The sequence below is a fragment of the Streptomyces antnestii genome, from assembly GCF_004005495.1.
GTDB lineage: Bacteria > Actinomycetota > Actinomycetes > Streptomycetales > Streptomycetaceae > Streptomyces > Streptomyces antnestii.
Map to the genome: position 1 here is coordinate 43,806 of NZ_RZYA01000029.1, position 15,697 is coordinate 59,502.

Genomic DNA, 15,697 nt, shown 5'->3' on the forward strand with positions numbered 1-15,697 from the left:
ATGGCCAAGATCACCTACAAGCATCCGAACGGCACCGTCACCATCCTCGACGTCGAGGCGCCCAACACGGTCATGCGCGCGGCGAAGCTCAACAACGTCGACGGCATCGAGGCCCAGTGCGGCGGCTCCGCCCAGTGCGGCACCTGCCATGTGTACGTCGACGCCGAGAGCACCGTCGTGCTGCCGGAGATGGACTCCGTCGAGGACGACGTGCTGTACGGCACGGCGTGCGAGCGCACCGAGTTCAGCCGGCTGAGCTGCCAGCTGCCGGTCTCCGACGACCTGGACGGCCTCCTTGTCCACCTGCCCGAGGCGCAGAGCTGATGGCGCCGCACTCGGTGGTCGTCGTCGGCGCGGGCCAGGCGGGCCTGGAGACGGCTGCGGCCCTGCGCGGCCGCGGCTACGAAGGCCGGATCACGCTCGTCGGCGACGAGCCGTCCGGCCCCTGCGACCGCCCACCGCTGTCCAAGGGCTATCTCGCCGGCACGGTGCCGGCCGCCGACATCGCGCTGCGCCCGCCGTCGTTCTACGCCGCGCAGGACATCGAACTCCTCGCGGGCGACCGGGTCACCTCGGTCGACCGGGAGCGCCGCACCGTCCTCCTCGAGTCGGGCCTTCGGCTGCCGTACGGCGCGCTGGTCCTCGCGACCGGCTGCCGCCCGCGCACCCTGCCCGTGCCCGGCGCCGCGCTGACCGGCGTGCTGACGCTGCGCGGTCTGGCCGACGCGGAGGACCTGCGGCTGCGGCTCAGCGGGCCGCCGCGCAGTGTCGTCGTGGTCGGCGCCGGGTTCATCGGCCTCGAAGTGGCGGCCACCGCGCGGGGCCTCGGCCACGAGGTGACCGTGGTCGAGGCGCAGCCGAGGGCGCTGGCCCGCGCGCTGACGCCCCAGATGTCGGACCGGGTCGTGGCCGAGCACCGCGCCCAGGGGGTGCGGGTGCTGCTCGGCCGCGAGGTGTCCGCCCTGTACAGCGACGCGGAGGGCCGGGTCCAGGTCATGGAGCTCGGGGACGGCGAGCGGATCGCCGCCGACCTCGTCGTGGTCGGTGTCGGGGTCCTGCCCAACACCGGCGTCGCGCTCGGCGCCGACCTGGTCGTCGGCGACGGCATCGTCGTCGACGAGCGGCTGCGGACCGAGGACCCGGACATCTACGCGGTCGGTGACGCCGCCCGTTTCCCGAGCCCGCACGCCGGCCGCCACATCCGTCTGGAGTCCGTCCAGAACGCCACCGACCAGGCGCGCTGCGTGGCCGCCGGGATCTGCGGCGAGCCGTACCCGTACGCCGCCGTGCCCTGGTTCTGGTCCGAGCAGTACGCGATGCGGCTCCAGATGGCCGGGCTCACGGCCGCGCACGACGAGACCGTGACCGTCGGCGACCCGGACGAGGGACGGTTCTCCGTCCTGTGCTTCCGGGGCGGCCGGCTGATCGGCGTCGAGTCCATGAACCGTCCGGCGGACCACGGCATCGCCCGCCGGCTGCTGACCAACGGCACACAGCTGACACCGGCGACGGCCCGGGAGCCGGGCTTCGACCTGAAGAAGCTCCCCCGTACGCAGGCCGCGTCACCCTCCCGCTCCACCAACACCACCACTCAGGAAAGGCAGTCCGTCCATGCCTGAAATCCCGTCGGCGCCCGAGGGCACGACTCTCACCTCTCCCGCGCCGTCCCGGCTCTCGCGCCCGGTCGCCCTGCGGGTCATCGGCGTCTGGCTGGCCGTGCTCGCGCTGCTGGCCGGCTTCGGTGTCGCCTCGGCCTCGGCGGGCGAGACCGCCCGTCCCGGCACGAACGTCTCGCTCGCCGGCGTGTGGGACCTGACGGTGACGATCCACACCCCCGACGGCGGTACGTCGGTGGTGAACGCGCGGTTCACGTTCACCCCGGACCACCAGCTGTCGGCCCCGGGCCCGCTGGACGAGAACGGCCAGCCGATGTACACCGAGCGCGGCTTCTGGAACGCGAGGAGCGACGGCACCATCTCGTTCTACATCGCCCACCCCGGCGTCCCGGTCGGCGGCGCCGTCCCCGGCGACGTGCAGGCCGTGCACCTGGGCCGGATATCGGGCAAGAGCTTCAGCACGGTCGCGTACGCGTTCGTCACCGACAAGCCGGGCGGCGTCCCGCAGGGTCCGATCAGCGTCGACACGACGGCCGACTGGGTCTCCCCGGTGCCGTCCTCCTGACGGCCACCCGTACGGGAAAGGTCCCGGTCCCCCTCGGGGGGCCGGGACCTTTTCCGTGTGTCTGTCGTACTCACGCGCCCCGGACAACCGGAAGGCTGGTGAGCGTGTGGTTGATCTCGCCCTCGTGCCAGGGCAGTTCGCTCTCGGGGGCCGCGAGCCGCAGGTCGGGGAAGCGCCGTACCAGGCCGTCGATGGCGATCTCCATCTCCATCCGGCCCAGGTGCTTGCCGAGGCAGTAGTGCATGCCGTGGCCGAAGGAGATGTGCGGGTTGCGCTCCCGGGCCAGGTCGAGCCGGTCGGGCTCGGCGAAGACCTCCGCGTCCCGGTTGGCCGACGCGAGCGAGAGGAGCACGGCGTCGCCCTTGGGTATCGTCACGCCGCCGACCTCGATGTCCTCGGCGGCGATCCGGGGGAAGCCGGAGGTGTCGGTGGCGAACAGGTTGACGTGGCGCAGGAGTTCCTCGACGGCGCGCGGGATGCGGGAGCGGTCCTCGACGAGGTAGTTCCACTGGTCGTGGTGGTCCACGAGGAGCGCGAGGACGGAGTTGGCGAGCTGGTTCGCGGTGGTGTCGAAGCCGGCGCCGATCAGCGTGAAGCCGAAGGTGACCAGCTCGGGCTCGCTGAGCCGGTCGTCGTCGTCGCGGGCCGCGATCAGCTCGGACAGCATGTCGTCGGTGGGGTTGGCGCGCTTGTCGGCGATGAGCCCGACGATGTACTCGCTGAGCTTGCCGAGCGCGTGCAGGGACTCCTCGCCGCCCGCCCGGTCGTCGACGGTGGCGAAGGCGCGCGCCCACTGCTCGAACTGCCGCAGGTCCTTGGCCGGTACGCCGAGGAGCTCGCCGATGACGGTCAGCGGGAGCGGCACACAGAGCTGCTGCACGAGGTCGACGACGCCGTCCTTGGCCGCCATGTCGTCGAGGAGTTCGTCCGTGACCTTCTGGACGTTCTCCCGCATCCGCTCGACCCGCCGCATCGTGAACGCGCCGGCCACCAGCTTGCGCAGCCGGGAGTGCTCGGGCGCGTCGAGGGAGATGATCATCTCCGGCGTGGTGTGCATCGTGCCGCCCACGCGGGGCGCCCCCTCGCCGCAGGCCTGGGCCCGGCTGAGCCGGGGGTCGGCGGAGAGCCGCCGCACGTCCTCGTAACGGGTGACCAGCCAGGCGTCCACACCTCCCGCGGTGGGCACCTTCGCCACCGGCTGCCCGGCGCGCAACTGGGCGTACGCCGGGGCGGGGCCGCGGTAACTCGAACCGCTGAAGGGGAACTCGCCCGCCACCGGGCAGCCGGCGCCCTGGGGCGCCGTCTCCTGGCTGGCTGTCTCCTGGGTGACTGTCACGATAGATCCTCCGCTTGGGACGTTACGGGTCGGATCTCACGGTACGGACGGCCGATGGAGGCCAAGTCGCCCTGAACTAGAGCAGGTTGGGGACGCTCCAAGGGATGTCCCGGGGCATGGCACAGGGGGCGTCCGTGGTGCCGGACGCCCCCTGTGCCAGGTGTGCGCGAGCTCAGCCCTCCGGGCCGAGCAGCACCGCCGAGTAGTTCTTGCGGGCGGCGGTGTCGTACTGCAGCGCCACGTGGCTCGTCGCCGACGTGATGTCGCGCCAGAAGCGCTGGAGCGCGTGCCCCTCGCCGAGGCCACCGGTTCCGGCGGCGCCGACCAGCAGCGTCACGGCCTCGCGGAGGATCTCGGCGGCGAAGGTGGCGTTGCGCTCGTTGCGCGCCATGTGTTCGGGGGTGAAAAGGCGCCGGTCCAGGACCCGGGCGTTCTCCTCGACGAGGTGGCGGGCGGCGTCGATCCGGCCGGAGGCGCGCACGACGGTCAGCTCGGCCGTCTGGTTGCGGCGGCGTCCGGTGATCGACCCCGCGGCGGCGGCGAGCGCGCCGGTGGCGGCGCCGACGACGGGGGCGATGAAGGTGAGGCCGCCCACCGCCTGGAAGGGCACGTTGTGGGCGGACACCCCGGAGAAGCCGTTGCGGCCGGTGAGCATGTCGGCGCGGTCGAAGGTCAGGTGCGCCGGCACGAAGACGTCGTCGACGACGACCGTGTGGCTGCCGGTGGCCCGCATCCCCACGCTGTCCCAGGTCTCGCGCACCGTGTACGCGCCCCGCGGCAGCGTGAAGAAGCGCAGCTGCGGAGGGCCCTCGCCGCCGGCGACGGCCGCGCAGACCATCACCCAGTCGGCGAAGTCGACGGCGCTGACGTAGGCCCACTCGCCGGTGACCCGCCAGCCGCCGTCGGCCTGCCGGGCGCGCCCGGCGGGCATCAGGCCGGTCGCGACGACCGTGTCGGGCCCCGCGCCCCACAGCTCCTGATGGCCCTGCTCGGGCAGGTGCGAGGCGAAGCGCGCCGAGTACGCGGCGAGCGAGGCGCACCACGCGGAGGCGGCACAGCCCTCGCCGACGGTCATGACGGCGCGGGTCAGGTCCTCGAACGAGCCCTCCGTGCCGCCGAACCGCTCGGCCACGAAGTGCCGGGCGAACCCGGCCTCCCGTATCGCGTCGGTGACTTCGCGGGACAGGCCGCGGCCGGTGTCGGCGTCGGCGGCGTGGCGGGCCGCGAGCTCACGGAGCCGGCCGGCGGCGGGGACGAGCCCGGCGTCGGCGAAATCCGGGACGGCGTCGGGGGTGGTATCGGGGGCGGCGATCACGCCTACGTCGACGCTCACGACGCGGACCCCTTCGCGATGGCACGGGCGAAGCGCTCCAGCGTCTCGCCGGGGCTCGGCCCGTCGAGTGCCTTGAAGATCCGCTCGGCGCCGGGGCCGTGCCGGTCCAGCTTCACGTGGGCGAGCGTGACCAGGGTGTGCTCCGCGTCGACGGCCTCGAAGTCGACCTCGATCTGGCTGGCGCCGTCATCGGTGGGCAGGGACTGCCAGTTGGGGTCGATGCGCCATGTCATGACGACACGGCGGCCCGGCTCCCACTCCAGGACCTGGCCCCAGGCGATCTCGGTGCCCTCCACGTCCCACTCGTAGTAGCGCCCGCCCACGCCGCCCTCGAAGGCGAGGCCGGCCCGCTCCTTGCGCACGAGGATGTGGCTCGGCGGCCACCAGTCCGCGGGGCGCTCGGTGAAGACCTTGAAGCACTCGCCGGGCGTCGCCGCGACGGTCACCGACTTCCTGACGTCGGGCAGGGTCTGCGTCTGCTCGGGCACGGGGCCTCCTCGCTCCGGCCAGGTATCCGCCCGGCCACGGCATCGAATGCCCCCAAGCTGACGTGCCGCGCTAGGCCCCCTGTCGAGTACGGCTCGAACACCTGGCCTCCACCCCGGCTCCACCCCCGTACGAGAAACCCGCAAGGCGACGGGCTCACCGTCGAGCCGACATGGACCGGAAGGCACGAGCGATGGGGAGAGCACGATGACAGACGCGGGACGACGAGTGGCCTTCGTCACCGGTGCGACCAGCGGGATCGGCCTGGCCGTGACCGAACTGCTGGCCCGGCAGGGCGTCGCGGTGTTCGGAGTGGCGCGTGACGCGGAGAACGTCGCCGCCATGGTCAAGGAACAGCGCGAGCAGGGCCACGAGGTGGCCGGCGCGGCGTGCGACGTGACGTCCCTGACGCAGATCAGGGAGGCCGTGGCGGCCGCCGTCGCGGAGTACGGGCGCATCGACATCCTCGTCAACAACGCGGGCCGGGGCGGTGGCGGCGTGACCGCGGAGCTTGCGGACTCGCTCTGGGACGACGTGATCGAGACCAACCTGAACGGCACGTTCCGGGTCACCCGCGAGGTGCTCAGCGCGGGCCTGATGCGCGAGGGCTCCTGGGGACGGATCATCAACATCGCCTCCACCGGCGGCAAGCAGGGCGTCGAGCTCGCCGCGCCGTACTCCGCCTCCAAGCACGGCGTCATCGGCTTCACCAAGGCCGTCGGCAAGGAACTCGCCGCGACCGGCATCACCGTGAACGCGGTCTGCCCCGGATACGTCGAGACGCCGATGGCGCAGCGCGTGCGGCAGGGCTACGCGGGCCACTACGGGGTCAGCGAGCAGGAGATCCAGGAGAAGTTCAACGCGAAGATCCCGCTCGGCCGTTACTCCACCCCCGAAGAGGTCGCCGGGCTCGTCGGCTACCTCGCGTCGGACACGGCCGGGTCCATCACCGCCCAGGCCATGAACGTCTGCGGCGGACTCGGCAACTACTGACGCCACCTTGACGGCCCTGACGCCCTATGGACGAGCAGAAAACGGAGTACCTGACATGACTGCTGTGACCGCCGGCGCGACGCTGGCCGAACCCGACGTGGCCGCGTTCCGGACCGCGATGGGCCGATTCCCGACGGGCGTCACCCTGCTCACCCAGGGAAGCGGCGACGACACGATCGTGATGACGCTCAACAGCCTGACCTCGGTGTCGCTCGACCCGATGCTGATCCTCGTGTCCGTGAAGGCGTCCGGCCGGATGCGTCCGCGGATCTCGGACGCGGGCAGCTTCGCCGTGAACGTGCTCACCGAGGCGCAGCTGGACCTCGCCGTCGCGTTCTGCAAGCCCGACCGGCCGGAGGGCAGCGCCGCGATGCTGCGGCTCGGCGCGCGCGAGGGTGTCACCGGCAACGCCGTGCTGCCCGCCGCGGAGACGTACGTCGAGTGCGTGCTCGACGCGGAGTACACGGCGGGCGACCACACCCTGCTGATCGGGCGGGTCGTCGCCCTGTCCGGCGGCTCGTCGCACCCGGACCCGCTCCTGTTCCACCAGGGCAAGTTCGGCCGTCTGCCCGCGGCCGAGCCTCAGGGGGCGGCCGCGTGACGACCACAACAACGGTGGCCGCCCAGGGCACCCTGCACCAAGTCGCCGACGGCGTCCACGCGTTCGTACAGCCGGAGGGCGGCTGGTGCCTGAACAACGCGGGCCTCGTCGCCGGCGGCGGCCTCGCGGTCCTCGTCGACACGGCGGCGACGGAGTCCCGTACCCGCCGGCTGCGGGAGGAGGTGGAGCGCGTGGTGCCGGGCGGCCCGGACTATGTCGTCAACACCCACTTCCACGGCGACCACACCTTCGGCAACGGGCAGTTCGTCCCGCGTGCGACCGTCGTGGCGCACGCGGGCACCCGGTCCGACACGGAGGAGGCGGGCCTCGGCCTGCGTCACCTGTGGCCGGACGTCGAGTGGGGCGAGACCCCGCTGACCCTGCCCACGCTCACCTTCCGGGACGAGCTCACCCTGCACGCGGACGGCGGACCGCGTACCGAGCTGCTGCACGTGGGCCCCGCCCACACCGCGAACGACGTGATCGCGTGGGTGCCGGAGCGCGGGGTGCTGTTCACCGGGGACGTGGTGTGGTCGGGGGTGACCCCGTACATCCTGATGGGTTCGGTCACCGGCTCGCTGCGGGCCCTGGAGCGGATGCGGGCGCTCGGCGCGTCCGTCGTCGTCCCCGGGCACGGTCCGGTGGGCGGCCCCGAGCTGATCGACGCGACGGAGGCGTACCTCCGCTGGCTCCAGGACCTGGCGCGGGACGGCCTGCGGCGCGGCGTGGGCCCGCTGCGGGCGGCGCAGGAGGCGGACCTCGGCGCGTTCGCCGGGCTCCTGGACTCCGAGCGCCTGGTCGGGAACTTGCACCGCGCGTACGCCGAACTGGAGGGCCTCGCGCCGGGCGCCCGTATCGACGTCGCCGCGTCCTTCAAGGAGATGGTCGCCTTCCACGGGGCGCTGCCCTCCTGCCATGCCTGACCCCGCACCCGAGAGGCCAAAGCCACCGCAACGAGCCGAAACCGCCGCACTGAAAGGAGTCGTCGATGGAGACGATCCTGCTGGACCGCGAGACGCAAGGAGCACCGCCGTCGCACCTCGAGTTCCACGGCGTGCCGTGCCGGATGCCTCTGCTGCTGGCCGGGGACCTGGACGACGACGGGAGTGAACCGCACATCTGCCGGGGCATCGACTGAGCGCCCGCCCGGGACATGTCACCGGCCCGGCACATGGCCGAGGGGCCCCTGTCGCAGGGGCCCCTCGGCCATGTGCCGGAAGGCCGGGGGGTACGGGCCGGTCAGGAAGCGGCCGGGGCGGCCGGGCTGTCGCGGTGGATGACGCGGGAGCGCGTCAGCAGCCGGCCGTCGCGGCGCACCAGCACGTCGTCGACGGTGAACGTCGGCTGGAAGGACACCTTCCCCTCCCGGTCGGTCTGGGTGACCAGCGTGTAGTACGAGACCCGCACCGTGTCCTCGTCCTGCGGGTCGGCCTCTATGAGGAGGTGACCGAACCAGTGCCGGACGGCGATGTCCTGGTAGCGGGGCAGGTTCGCGCGCATCCCGGCGATCATCTCGACCCGGCCGCTCTGGCGCTGTCCGCCCGCGTGGACGACCTCCCCGTCGTCGGTGAACGTGTCGGCGAAGCCCTCGATGTCCAGGGCGTCGACCCGACGCATCTGCTGGGCGTAGAACGTCTGCACCTCGGCGTACAGGTCACCCGTGACCTGCTGACGGAGGGTCCCGACGGACTGAGACATGGCGAACTCCCTTCGCGGCGGCCCTTCCGGCCGCCCGGCGTCACCACCAGCCTGCCGGGCGCGGCTGCAGCGGCACTGGAGAGTCGCTCGCAGTGACCGCCCGACGCCCCTGGCCTTCACGGCGAGGGCAGTGGCAGGATCGCCCGCATGTCCCAGGCCCTCCCCCGTGTCAGCAGGCGCCGCGCCCTCGAAGGCTCGGCCGCCGCCCTCGTGGTCCTCGGGCTGCTCGCGTGGTGGCTGCTGCCGCTTGACGACCCGGCGCCGGGCGGGAGCGTGACGATCAGCACGGGCCAGCGGACCGGGGTGTACGAGCTCTACGGCAAACTCCTGCGGACCGCGCTCGGCCATGACCTGCCGGACCTCGACGTGCGCCTGACCAACAGCGAGGGCTCCCAGGAGAACGTCGAACGGGTCGCCACGGGCAAGGCCGACTTCACGATCGCGGCGGCCGACGCCGTGGAGAAGTACAAGCTGCAGGGCGGCGCCGGAGCCGGCCGGCTGCGCGGCTGCGCACGGCTCTACGACGACTACGTGCAGCTCGTCGTGCCCCGCTCCTCCTCGATCAGGTCGGTCCAGGATCTGCGCGGCCGCCGGGTCGCCGTCGGCGGCGAGGGGTCCGGGGTCCGGCTCATCGCGGAGCGCGTCGCAAGGGCCGCCGGGCTCGACCTGGAGAAGGACATGAAGCCCGTGTCCACCGGCATCGACGGCATGCCCAAGGCGCTCAGGAGCGGCGCCATCGACGCCTTCTTCTGGTCGGGCGGCCTGCCGACGACCCATGTACGCGAGCTGTCCGAGAGGTACCCCATCCGTCTCGTCGAGCTCGGCAGCCTCATCGACGCGCTCCACCAGCAGGGCGGCGCGTCCCGCTACTACCGGGCCGCCGTGATGCCGGCGGACGCCTATCCGGACGCTCTGCAGGGTGTCTCGGTCCCCACGCTCGCCGTGGCGAACCTGCTGGTCACCACGGACCGTGCGGACCCCCGGCTGACCGAGGCGGTGACCCGCACGGTGATAGACAGCCGTGACCACATCGGCGGCGAGGTGCACGCGGCCCAGCTCGTGGACCTGCGGACGGCGCTCTACACGGACCCGCTGGCCCTGCACGAGGGCGCCCGGCGCTACTACCGCTCGGTGAAGCCGTAGCCTCCGCGCTCAGCCTTCCCGGTGGGTCCGCGGCACCGCCACCGTCACGCGCAGCCCGTGCGGCTCGTGCGGGGCGTACGTGAGGGAGCCGCCGCCGGCGGCGAGCAGCACCCGTGAGATGGACAGGCCGAGGCCCGAGCCCTGCACGTTCTGATGGCCGGTGCTGCGCCAGAACCGGTCGCCGATCCGGGCGAGCTCGTCCTCGCGCAGGCCCGGTCCGCGGTCCGCGACGACGATCTCGGTGGACTCTCCGTTGCGGGCGACGGACACCTTGACCTCCTCGCCGGCGGGCGTGAACTTCAGGGCGTTGTCGATCACCGCGTCGAGCGCGCTCGACAGCGCCACGGGGTCCGCCCACCCGGTGACCGCCGGGCAGTCCTCGGTCAGCCGTACGCCCTTCTCGTCGGCGACGGGCCGCCAGGCGCCCACGCGCTCGCTCACCAGCTCGCCGATGTCCGTGAGCCGCAGATCCGCCTCGGTGTGCTCGGCGAGGGCCAGGTCGAGCAGGTCGTCGAGGACCTGGGCGAGCCGCTTGCCCTCGGTGCGCACGGAGGCGATCTCCGCGTTCCCCTCGGGCAGCTCGAACGCCAGGAGTTCGATGCGCAGGAGCAGGGCGGCGAGCGGATTGCGCAGCTGGTGCGACGCGTCGGCGACGAAGGCGCGCTGCTGCTCCAGGACGTCCTCGACGTTGTCGGCCATCTCGTTGAACGACCGGGCCAGGCGCCTCAGTTCCGGCGGTCCGCCCGCCGAGGCGACCCGGGACTTGAGTCGTCCGGTGGCGATGTCGTGGGTGGTCGCGTCGAGAACGCGTACGGGCCGCAGGACCCAGCCCGTCAGGCGAAGCGCGGCGCCGACGGCCAGGAGCATCGCGGCGAACTCGCCCGCCGCGATGAGCAGCCAGCCCTGGAGCGTGCGGGAACGCATCCCGCCGGTGGGCGACTCGGTGACGACGACCGCGACGACGTCACCGTCGCTGATGACCGGTGACGCGACGACGAGCCGGCCGCCGCGCTGCCAGGGCCACACCTGGTGGGGGTCGTGGCTGCCGCGCGAGAACAGGGCCTCGTCGAAGGCCTCGCGCACGGCGCCGCCGCGGGGCAGCTGCCAGCCGTCGGGGGCGTGTCCCATGGGGTCGCTGTTGCGGTAGAAGACGCCCGCGCGGATCCCGTACACCTCGTAGTAGCGGGTGAGTTCGTTCTGGAGGGTCTGCTGGCGTTCGTCCGTGACGCGGACCCGGGAACCCGTCGGGCGCTTCGTGACGAACTGGGCGAGCGCGGCGAAGCGTGCCGTGTCGTCGATGCGGTCGACGACGACCTTCTGCTGCTGGGCGGCCGCCACGCTCACGGCGAGCGGGAAGCCGAGCGCGAGCAGCACGCCCGCCATGAGGACGATGAGCAGAGGCAGGAGCCGGGCTCGCACCCGCGGCCTCTAGGCGGCCGGCGCGACGAGCCGGTACCCGACGCCGCGCACGGTCTCGATGAGGGCGGGCATGCGCAGCTTGGACCGCAGGGACGCCACGTGCACCTCGAGGGTGCGGCCCGTCCCCTCCCAACTGGTGCGCCAGACCTCGCTGATGATCTGCTCCCGGCGGAACACCACGCCGGGCCGCTGCGCGAGGAGCGCCAGGAGGTCGAACTCCTTGCGGGTCAGCTGGACGGCCGAGCCGTCGACGCTGACCTGCCGGGTGGGCAGTTCGATGCGCACGGGCCCCAGCCGCAGTCCGTCCTCGGCGGGCGTGACGCTCTCGTCGTGCACGCTGCGCCGGCTGACCGCGTGGATACGGGCGAGCAGCTCCCCGGTGTCGTACGGCTTCACCACGTAGTCGTCGGCGCCGAGGTTGAGGCCGTGGATGCGGGAGCGTACGTCCGCGCGTGCCGTCACCATGATCACGGGCGTCGACGTGCGCTTGCGGATCTTGCCGCACACCTCGTAGCCGTCCTGGTCGGGCAGGCCGAGATCGAGGAGGACGACACCGAAGGCGTCGGGCTCGGGGACGAGGGCGCGGAGCGCCTCCTCGCCGCTGCGGGCGTGCGCCACCACGAATCCGTGCCGCGCGAGGACCGCCGACAGAGCGGCGGCGACATGGTCGTCGTCCTCGACGAGAAGCAGTCTCATCCGGGCTCCTTTCTGAAGCGCACCTGGGCATCCACTCCGAAACATAAGGACGCCGTCAAGAGCGTTCCGGTTACCGAAGCCTTCCGTTATCCAGCCGGTACGCGCGAGGCCACCTGCCTCACGCATCGTGTCGGCCCGCAGCCGGATCGTTATGCTCAAGTTCCGCTCAGATGTAATGACGCTGGTCGTACCGCGTCATTACATTCCTCCCAACCGAGGAGGATGGAGCAAGACCCCGATGACCGATGTATCGGTGACCAAGGACGCCATTCCCGCGGCCGACGAGCTGGTCGTGCTGAACCAAGTCAACAAGCACTTCGGCGCGCTGCACGTGCTCCAGGACATCGACCTGACCATCGCGCGTGGTGAGGTCGTCGTCGTCATCGGACCCTCGGGTTCCGGCAAGTCGACGCTGTGCCGCACGATCAACCGCCTGGAGACCGTCGACACGGGTGCGATCACGATCGACGGCAAGCCGCTGCCCCAGGAGGGCAGGGAGCTGGCCCGCCTCCGCGCGGACGTGGGCATGGTCTTCCAGTCCTTCAACCTCTTCGCGCACAAGACCGTGCTCGAGAACGTGATGCTGGGCCAGATCAAGGTCCGCAAGGCCGACAAGAAGGTGGCCGAGGACAAGGCGCGCGCCCTGCTCGACCGGGTGGGCGTCGGCACGCAGGCGGACAAGTACCCCGCGCAGCTCTCCGGCGGGCAGCAGCAACGCGTCGCGATCGCACGGGCGTTGGCGATGGACCCCAAGGTCATGCTCTTCGACGAGCCGACGTCGGCTCTCGACCCGGAGATGATCAACGAGGTCCTGGAGGTCATGCAGCAGCTCGCCCGCGACGGCATGACGATGATCGTCGTGACGCACGAGATGGGCTTCGCGCGCTCGGCGGCCAACCGTGTGGTCTTCATGGCGGACGGCCGGATCGTCGAAGAGGCCACCCCCGACCAGTTCTTCAGCAACCCGCGCAGCGACCGGGCCAAGGACTTCCTGTCGAAGATCCTGCACCACTGACCCGGGACGCACCGGCGTCCGACTTTTTCACGGCCGAACTCTGCCGAACTTTTGCCGAATTCAGCCGAGATCTGCCGAAATCTGCCGAACCGAAGGATGTTCACCATGAAGCTCCGCAAGTCCGCCGCCGTCGCGGCCACCGTCGCCGTGCTCGCGCTGACCGCCACCGCGTGCGGCGGCTCCACCGGCAACGCCGGTGACAAGCCCGCCGGCGGCGCCGGCGGCAAGGACCAGCCGAAGCTGCCCACGTACACCGTCGCCTCGGGTGTGAAGCTGGACTCCGCGACGCTGAAGCGCGCGCAGAAGGCCGGCAAGCTCGTCATCGGCGCGAAGAACGACCAGCCGTTCCTGGGCTTCCAGGACACCGACGGCAAGCGCTCGGGCTTCGACATCGAGATCGCCAAGATGGTCGCGGCCGACCTCGGCTTCAAGCCCGACCAGATCGAGTTCAAGACGGTCGACTCGAACGTCCGCGAGACGACGATCTCCAAGGGCGAGGTCGACCTCTACGTCGGCACGTACACGATCAACGACGAGCGCAAGAAGCAGGTCGGCTTCGCCGGTCCTTACTTCATGGCCGGCGCCGACCTCCTCGTCCGCAGCGACGAGAAGGGCATCACGGGCCCCGACTCCCTCAAGGGCAAGACGGTCTGCTCCATCAAGGGCTCGACCCCGCTCCAGGAGATCAAGAAGCCCAAGTACGGCGCCAAGACCGTCGAGCTGTCCAAGTACTCCGAGTGTGTGCAGCAGCTCCTCAACAACGAGGTCGACGCCGTCACCACCGACGACGCGATCCTCAAGGGCTACGCGGCCCAGCGCCCGACCAAGCTGAAGGTCGTCGGCCAGCCGTTCACCAAGGAGCCCTACGGCGTCGGCATGAACAAGGACGACAAGGCCCTGCGCGACGCGGTCTCGAACGCCATCGAGGCGCACGAGAAGAACGGCGACTACAAGAAGGCGTACGACGCGACGCTCGGCCTGTCCAAGTCCGCGTACACCGCCCCGCCGGCCCTCGAGCGCTACTGACGCGCTGACGAAGGGGGCCCCGGTCCCCTTCGTACGACCCCTCGGCCGTGAGCCGTCCGCCACGGGCGCACCCGCACAGGGCGCCCGTGGCGCGGCCCGCGCCGCCTGTCCGCCGCCGCCCACGAGGACATCCCCGTGAACGTATTGCTCGACCATCTCGCGGAATTCCGCGAGGGGTTCATAGGCACCGTCCTGCTGACCCTGGCCAGCGGGCTCCTCGCGATGGTCCTGGGTGTCATCATCGCCGGGTTCCGTGCCTCCCCCGTGCCCCCGCTGCGCTTCTTCGGCACCGCCTGGGTCACGCTCTTCAGGAACACCCCGCTGACCGTGCTCTTCCTTGTGGCGTGGTTCGTCGTCCCGGTGATCTTCATGCCGGGCATGAGCCCGTGGGTCAAGGCCCTCATCGCGCTCGCCTGCTACACGTCGGCGTTCGTGTGCGAGGCCGTCAGGTCCGGCATCAGCACGGTGCCGCTCGGGCAGGCCGAGGCCGCGCGGTCGATCGGGATGAGCTTCTTCCAGACCCTGCGCCTGATCATCCTTCCGCAGGCCACCCGGACCGTCCTGCCTCCGCTCAGCTCGATCTTCATCGCGCTCACGAAGAACTCGGCGATCGCGGGCGCCTTCAGCGTCACCGAGCTGTTCGGTGTGCAGAAGCTCCTCAGCGACCAGGGCTTCCCCATCGCCTGGATCTTCCTCTGGGTGGCGCTCGGCTACCTGGTCATCACCTTCACCATCAGCGGCCTCTTCCGGCTGCTCGAGCGGCGCATGGGGGTCGCACGATGAGTTCGAGCGTCCTGTACGACGCGCCGGGCCCCAAGGCCCGCGTACGCAACCGCATCTACACGGTCGCCGGCTCCCTTGCCGTGCTCGGCCTGGTCGCGTTCACCCTCTACCGGATGAACGCCAAGGGCCAGCTGGAGCCCGAGGTCTGGAACATCTTCAACAACGCCGGCGTGCGGACCAGCATCCGCGACGGCGTGCTCACCACCCTGAAGGTGTTCGCCGTCGCCGGCGTGCTCTCCCTGGTGCTCGGCCTGCTCCTCGCCGTCGCGCGCCTCTCGGAGCACAAGGCGGTCAGCTGGCTCGCCACGGGCTTCATCGAGCTGTTCCGCGCGATCCCGCTGCTGATCACGATCTACGCCCTGTGGGTCCTGTTCCTGACCTACAAGTCCGACCTCGGTGTCATCGGCGACAACACCGCCTTCTGGGCCCTCGTCATCGGTCTGACCGTCTACAACGGCTGTGTGCAGGCCGAGGTGATCCGGGCTGGCGTCAACGCCGTGCCGCGCGGACAGGTGGAAGCCGCGTACGCCATCGGACTGCGCAAGTCCCAGGTCATGACCATGCTGCTGCTGCCGCAGGCCGTGCGCTCCATGCTGCCGACGATGATCAGCCAGCTGGTGGTCACCCTCAAGGACACCTCGCTCGGCTACATCATCACGTACGACGAGCTGCTGTTCGCGGCCCGCACGATGGCCAACAACATCATCGTCAACGGCGAGAACCCGATCACCGCGGTGGTCATCGTCGTCGGTGCCATCTATGTGGCGCTGTGCCTGGCCCTGGCCGGGCTCGCCACGTGGATCGAGAAGCGCGGCCGGCGCGCGAAGACCGGCATCGCGGTGGCCGCCGCCACCGAGCCCGCCCTCGCCGAAGCGGCCGACTGAACGGCCACGCAGAAGAACTGACGAGATGTGAGCGAACGGAGGCAGTGGCGTGATCGCCACTGCCTCCGTCACTTGACGCAAGCACCCGCAATGGGTTGCATAC

General features: G+C 71.2%; 18 protein-coding genes. 12 read left to right on the forward strand and 6 right to left on the reverse strand.

Going from position 1 to position 15,697, the window contains the following annotated elements:
- The 3 genes from EOT10_RS37415 to EOT10_RS37425 are packed head-to-tail and all read left to right on the forward strand — an operon-like array spanning nucleotide 1 to nucleotide 2,181.
- Nucleotides 1-324: a 2Fe-2S iron-sulfur cluster-binding protein gene (locus tag EOT10_RS37415; RefSeq protein WP_127832854.1), complete on the forward strand. Its 324-nt coding sequence runs from the start codon at nucleotides 1-3 to the stop codon at nucleotides 322-324.
- Nucleotides 324-1,619 (forward strand): NAD(P)/FAD-dependent oxidoreductase, encoded by a 1,296-nt coding sequence (locus EOT10_RS37420; protein ID WP_127832855.1) that lies wholly within the window; start codon nucleotides 324-326, stop codon nucleotides 1,617-1,619. The genes EOT10_RS37415 and EOT10_RS37420 overlap by 1 nt, the downstream gene beginning before the upstream one ends.
- Nucleotides 1,612-2,181: a hypothetical protein gene (locus EOT10_RS37425; RefSeq protein ID WP_127832856.1), complete on the forward strand. Its 570-nt coding sequence runs from the start codon at nucleotides 1,612-1,614 to the stop codon at nucleotides 2,179-2,181. The genes EOT10_RS37420 and EOT10_RS37425 overlap by 8 nt, the downstream gene beginning before the upstream one ends.
- 70 nt (nucleotides 2,182-2,251) lie before the next feature.
- Here the strand turns inward: EOT10_RS37425 and EOT10_RS37430 are convergent, their stop codons facing one another.
- The 3 genes from EOT10_RS37430 to EOT10_RS41535 all read right to left on the reverse strand — a co-directional run bounded on the left by EOT10_RS37430 (nucleotide 2,252) and on the right by EOT10_RS41535 (nucleotide 5,338).
- Nucleotides 2,252-3,517: a cytochrome P450 gene (locus EOT10_RS37430; RefSeq protein WP_127832857.1), complete on the reverse strand. Its 1,266-nt coding sequence runs from the start codon at nucleotides 3,515-3,517 to the stop codon at nucleotides 2,252-2,254.
- A gap of 172 nt (nucleotides 3,518-3,689) precedes the next feature.
- A complete protein-coding gene (locus tag EOT10_RS37435) occupies nucleotides 3,690-4,850 on the reverse strand; it encodes an acyl-CoA dehydrogenase family protein (RefSeq protein WP_127832858.1) in 1,161 nt (386 codons plus the stop codon).
- Nucleotides 4,847-5,338, reverse strand: coding sequence for an SRPBCC domain-containing protein (locus EOT10_RS41535; protein WP_189492601.1), 492 nt, complete (start codon nucleotides 5,336-5,338; stop codon nucleotides 4,847-4,849). The genes EOT10_RS37435 and EOT10_RS41535 overlap by 4 nt, the downstream gene beginning before the upstream one ends.
- Before the next feature lie 205 nt (nucleotides 5,339-5,543).
- Here EOT10_RS41535 and EOT10_RS37445 point away from each other — a divergent pair, with 205 nt between their 5' ends.
- The 4 genes from EOT10_RS37445 to EOT10_RS41540 all read left to right on the forward strand — a co-directional run bounded on the left by EOT10_RS37445 (nucleotide 5,544) and on the right by EOT10_RS41540 (nucleotide 8,068).
- Nucleotides 5,544-6,329, forward strand: coding sequence for an SDR family NAD(P)-dependent oxidoreductase (locus EOT10_RS37445; protein WP_127832860.1), 786 nt, complete (start codon nucleotides 5,544-5,546; stop codon nucleotides 6,327-6,329).
- Nucleotides 6,330-6,384: 55 nt separating this feature from the next.
- Nucleotides 6,385-6,930 carry a flavin reductase family protein gene (locus EOT10_RS37450; RefSeq protein WP_127832861.1) on the forward strand — a complete coding sequence of 182 codons (546 nt, stop codon included), beginning with the start codon at nucleotides 6,385-6,387 and terminating at the stop codon, nucleotides 6,928-6,930.
- Complete coding sequence (locus EOT10_RS37455) at nucleotides 6,927-7,853, forward strand: MBL fold metallo-hydrolase (RefSeq protein WP_223281436.1); 927 nt, start codon at nucleotides 6,927-6,929, stop codon at nucleotides 7,851-7,853. Before EOT10_RS37450 ends, EOT10_RS37455 begins: the two co-directional genes overlap by 4 nt.
- A 65-nt stretch (nucleotides 7,854-7,918) precedes the next feature.
- A complete protein-coding gene (locus EOT10_RS41540; RefSeq protein ID WP_189492605.1) occupies nucleotides 7,919-8,068 on the forward strand; it encodes a hypothetical protein in 150 nt (49 codons plus the stop codon).
- A gap of 101 nt (nucleotides 8,069-8,169) precedes the next feature.
- Here the strand turns inward: EOT10_RS41540 and EOT10_RS37460 are convergent, their stop codons facing one another.
- Entirely contained in the window at nucleotides 8,170-8,628 is a 459-nt protein-coding gene (locus tag EOT10_RS37460; protein ID WP_127832862.1) for a nuclear transport factor 2 family protein, read from the reverse strand.
- A 147-nt stretch (nucleotides 8,629-8,775) separates the two neighbouring features.
- Here EOT10_RS37460 and EOT10_RS37465 point away from each other — a divergent pair, with 147 nt between their 5' ends.
- Nucleotides 8,776-9,771 (forward strand): TAXI family TRAP transporter solute-binding subunit, encoded by a 996-nt coding sequence (locus EOT10_RS37465; RefSeq protein WP_127832863.1) that lies wholly within the window; start codon nucleotides 8,776-8,778, stop codon nucleotides 9,769-9,771.
- Between the two features lie 9 nt (nucleotides 9,772-9,780).
- On the opposite strand, the gene EOT10_RS37470 is transcribed toward EOT10_RS37465, so the two are convergent.
- Together EOT10_RS37470 and EOT10_RS37475 are read right to left on the reverse strand one after the other, a co-directional pair.
- The gene (locus tag EOT10_RS37470) at nucleotides 9,781-11,190 is read right to left on the reverse strand and encodes a sensor histidine kinase (RefSeq protein WP_127832864.1); all 1,410 of its coding nucleotides are present in this window, start codon (nucleotides 11,188-11,190) and stop codon (nucleotides 9,781-9,783) included.
- Between the two features lie 9 nt (nucleotides 11,191-11,199).
- Nucleotides 11,200-11,886 (reverse strand): response regulator transcription factor, encoded by a 687-nt coding sequence (locus EOT10_RS37475; RefSeq protein WP_127832865.1) that lies wholly within the window; start codon nucleotides 11,884-11,886, stop codon nucleotides 11,200-11,202.
- A 238-nt stretch (nucleotides 11,887-12,124) separates the two neighbouring features.
- Between EOT10_RS37475 and EOT10_RS37480 the strand changes: the two genes are divergently transcribed.
- The 4 genes from EOT10_RS37480 to EOT10_RS37495 all read left to right on the forward strand — a co-directional run bounded on the left by EOT10_RS37480 (nucleotide 12,125) and on the right by EOT10_RS37495 (nucleotide 15,594).
- On the forward strand, nucleotides 12,125-12,901 hold the full coding sequence (locus EOT10_RS37480; protein WP_127832866.1) for an amino acid ABC transporter ATP-binding protein: 777 nt from the start codon (nucleotides 12,125-12,127) through the stop codon (nucleotides 12,899-12,901).
- A gap of 105 nt (nucleotides 12,902-13,006) precedes the next feature.
- Nucleotides 13,007-13,927 (forward strand): glutamate ABC transporter substrate-binding protein, encoded by a 921-nt coding sequence (locus tag EOT10_RS37485; RefSeq protein ID WP_127832867.1) that lies wholly within the window; start codon nucleotides 13,007-13,009, stop codon nucleotides 13,925-13,927.
- A gap of 135 nt (nucleotides 13,928-14,062) precedes the next feature.
- Nucleotides 14,063-14,710 carry an amino acid ABC transporter permease gene (locus tag EOT10_RS37490; protein ID WP_127832868.1) on the forward strand — a complete coding sequence of 216 codons (648 nt, stop codon included), beginning with the start codon at nucleotides 14,063-14,065 and terminating at the stop codon, nucleotides 14,708-14,710.
- Complete coding sequence (locus tag EOT10_RS37495; protein WP_127832869.1) at nucleotides 14,707-15,594, forward strand: amino acid ABC transporter permease; 888 nt, start codon at nucleotides 14,707-14,709, stop codon at nucleotides 15,592-15,594. Before EOT10_RS37490 ends, EOT10_RS37495 begins: the two co-directional genes overlap by 4 nt.
- The last annotated feature ends 103 nt before the right edge of the window (nucleotides 15,595-15,697 follow it).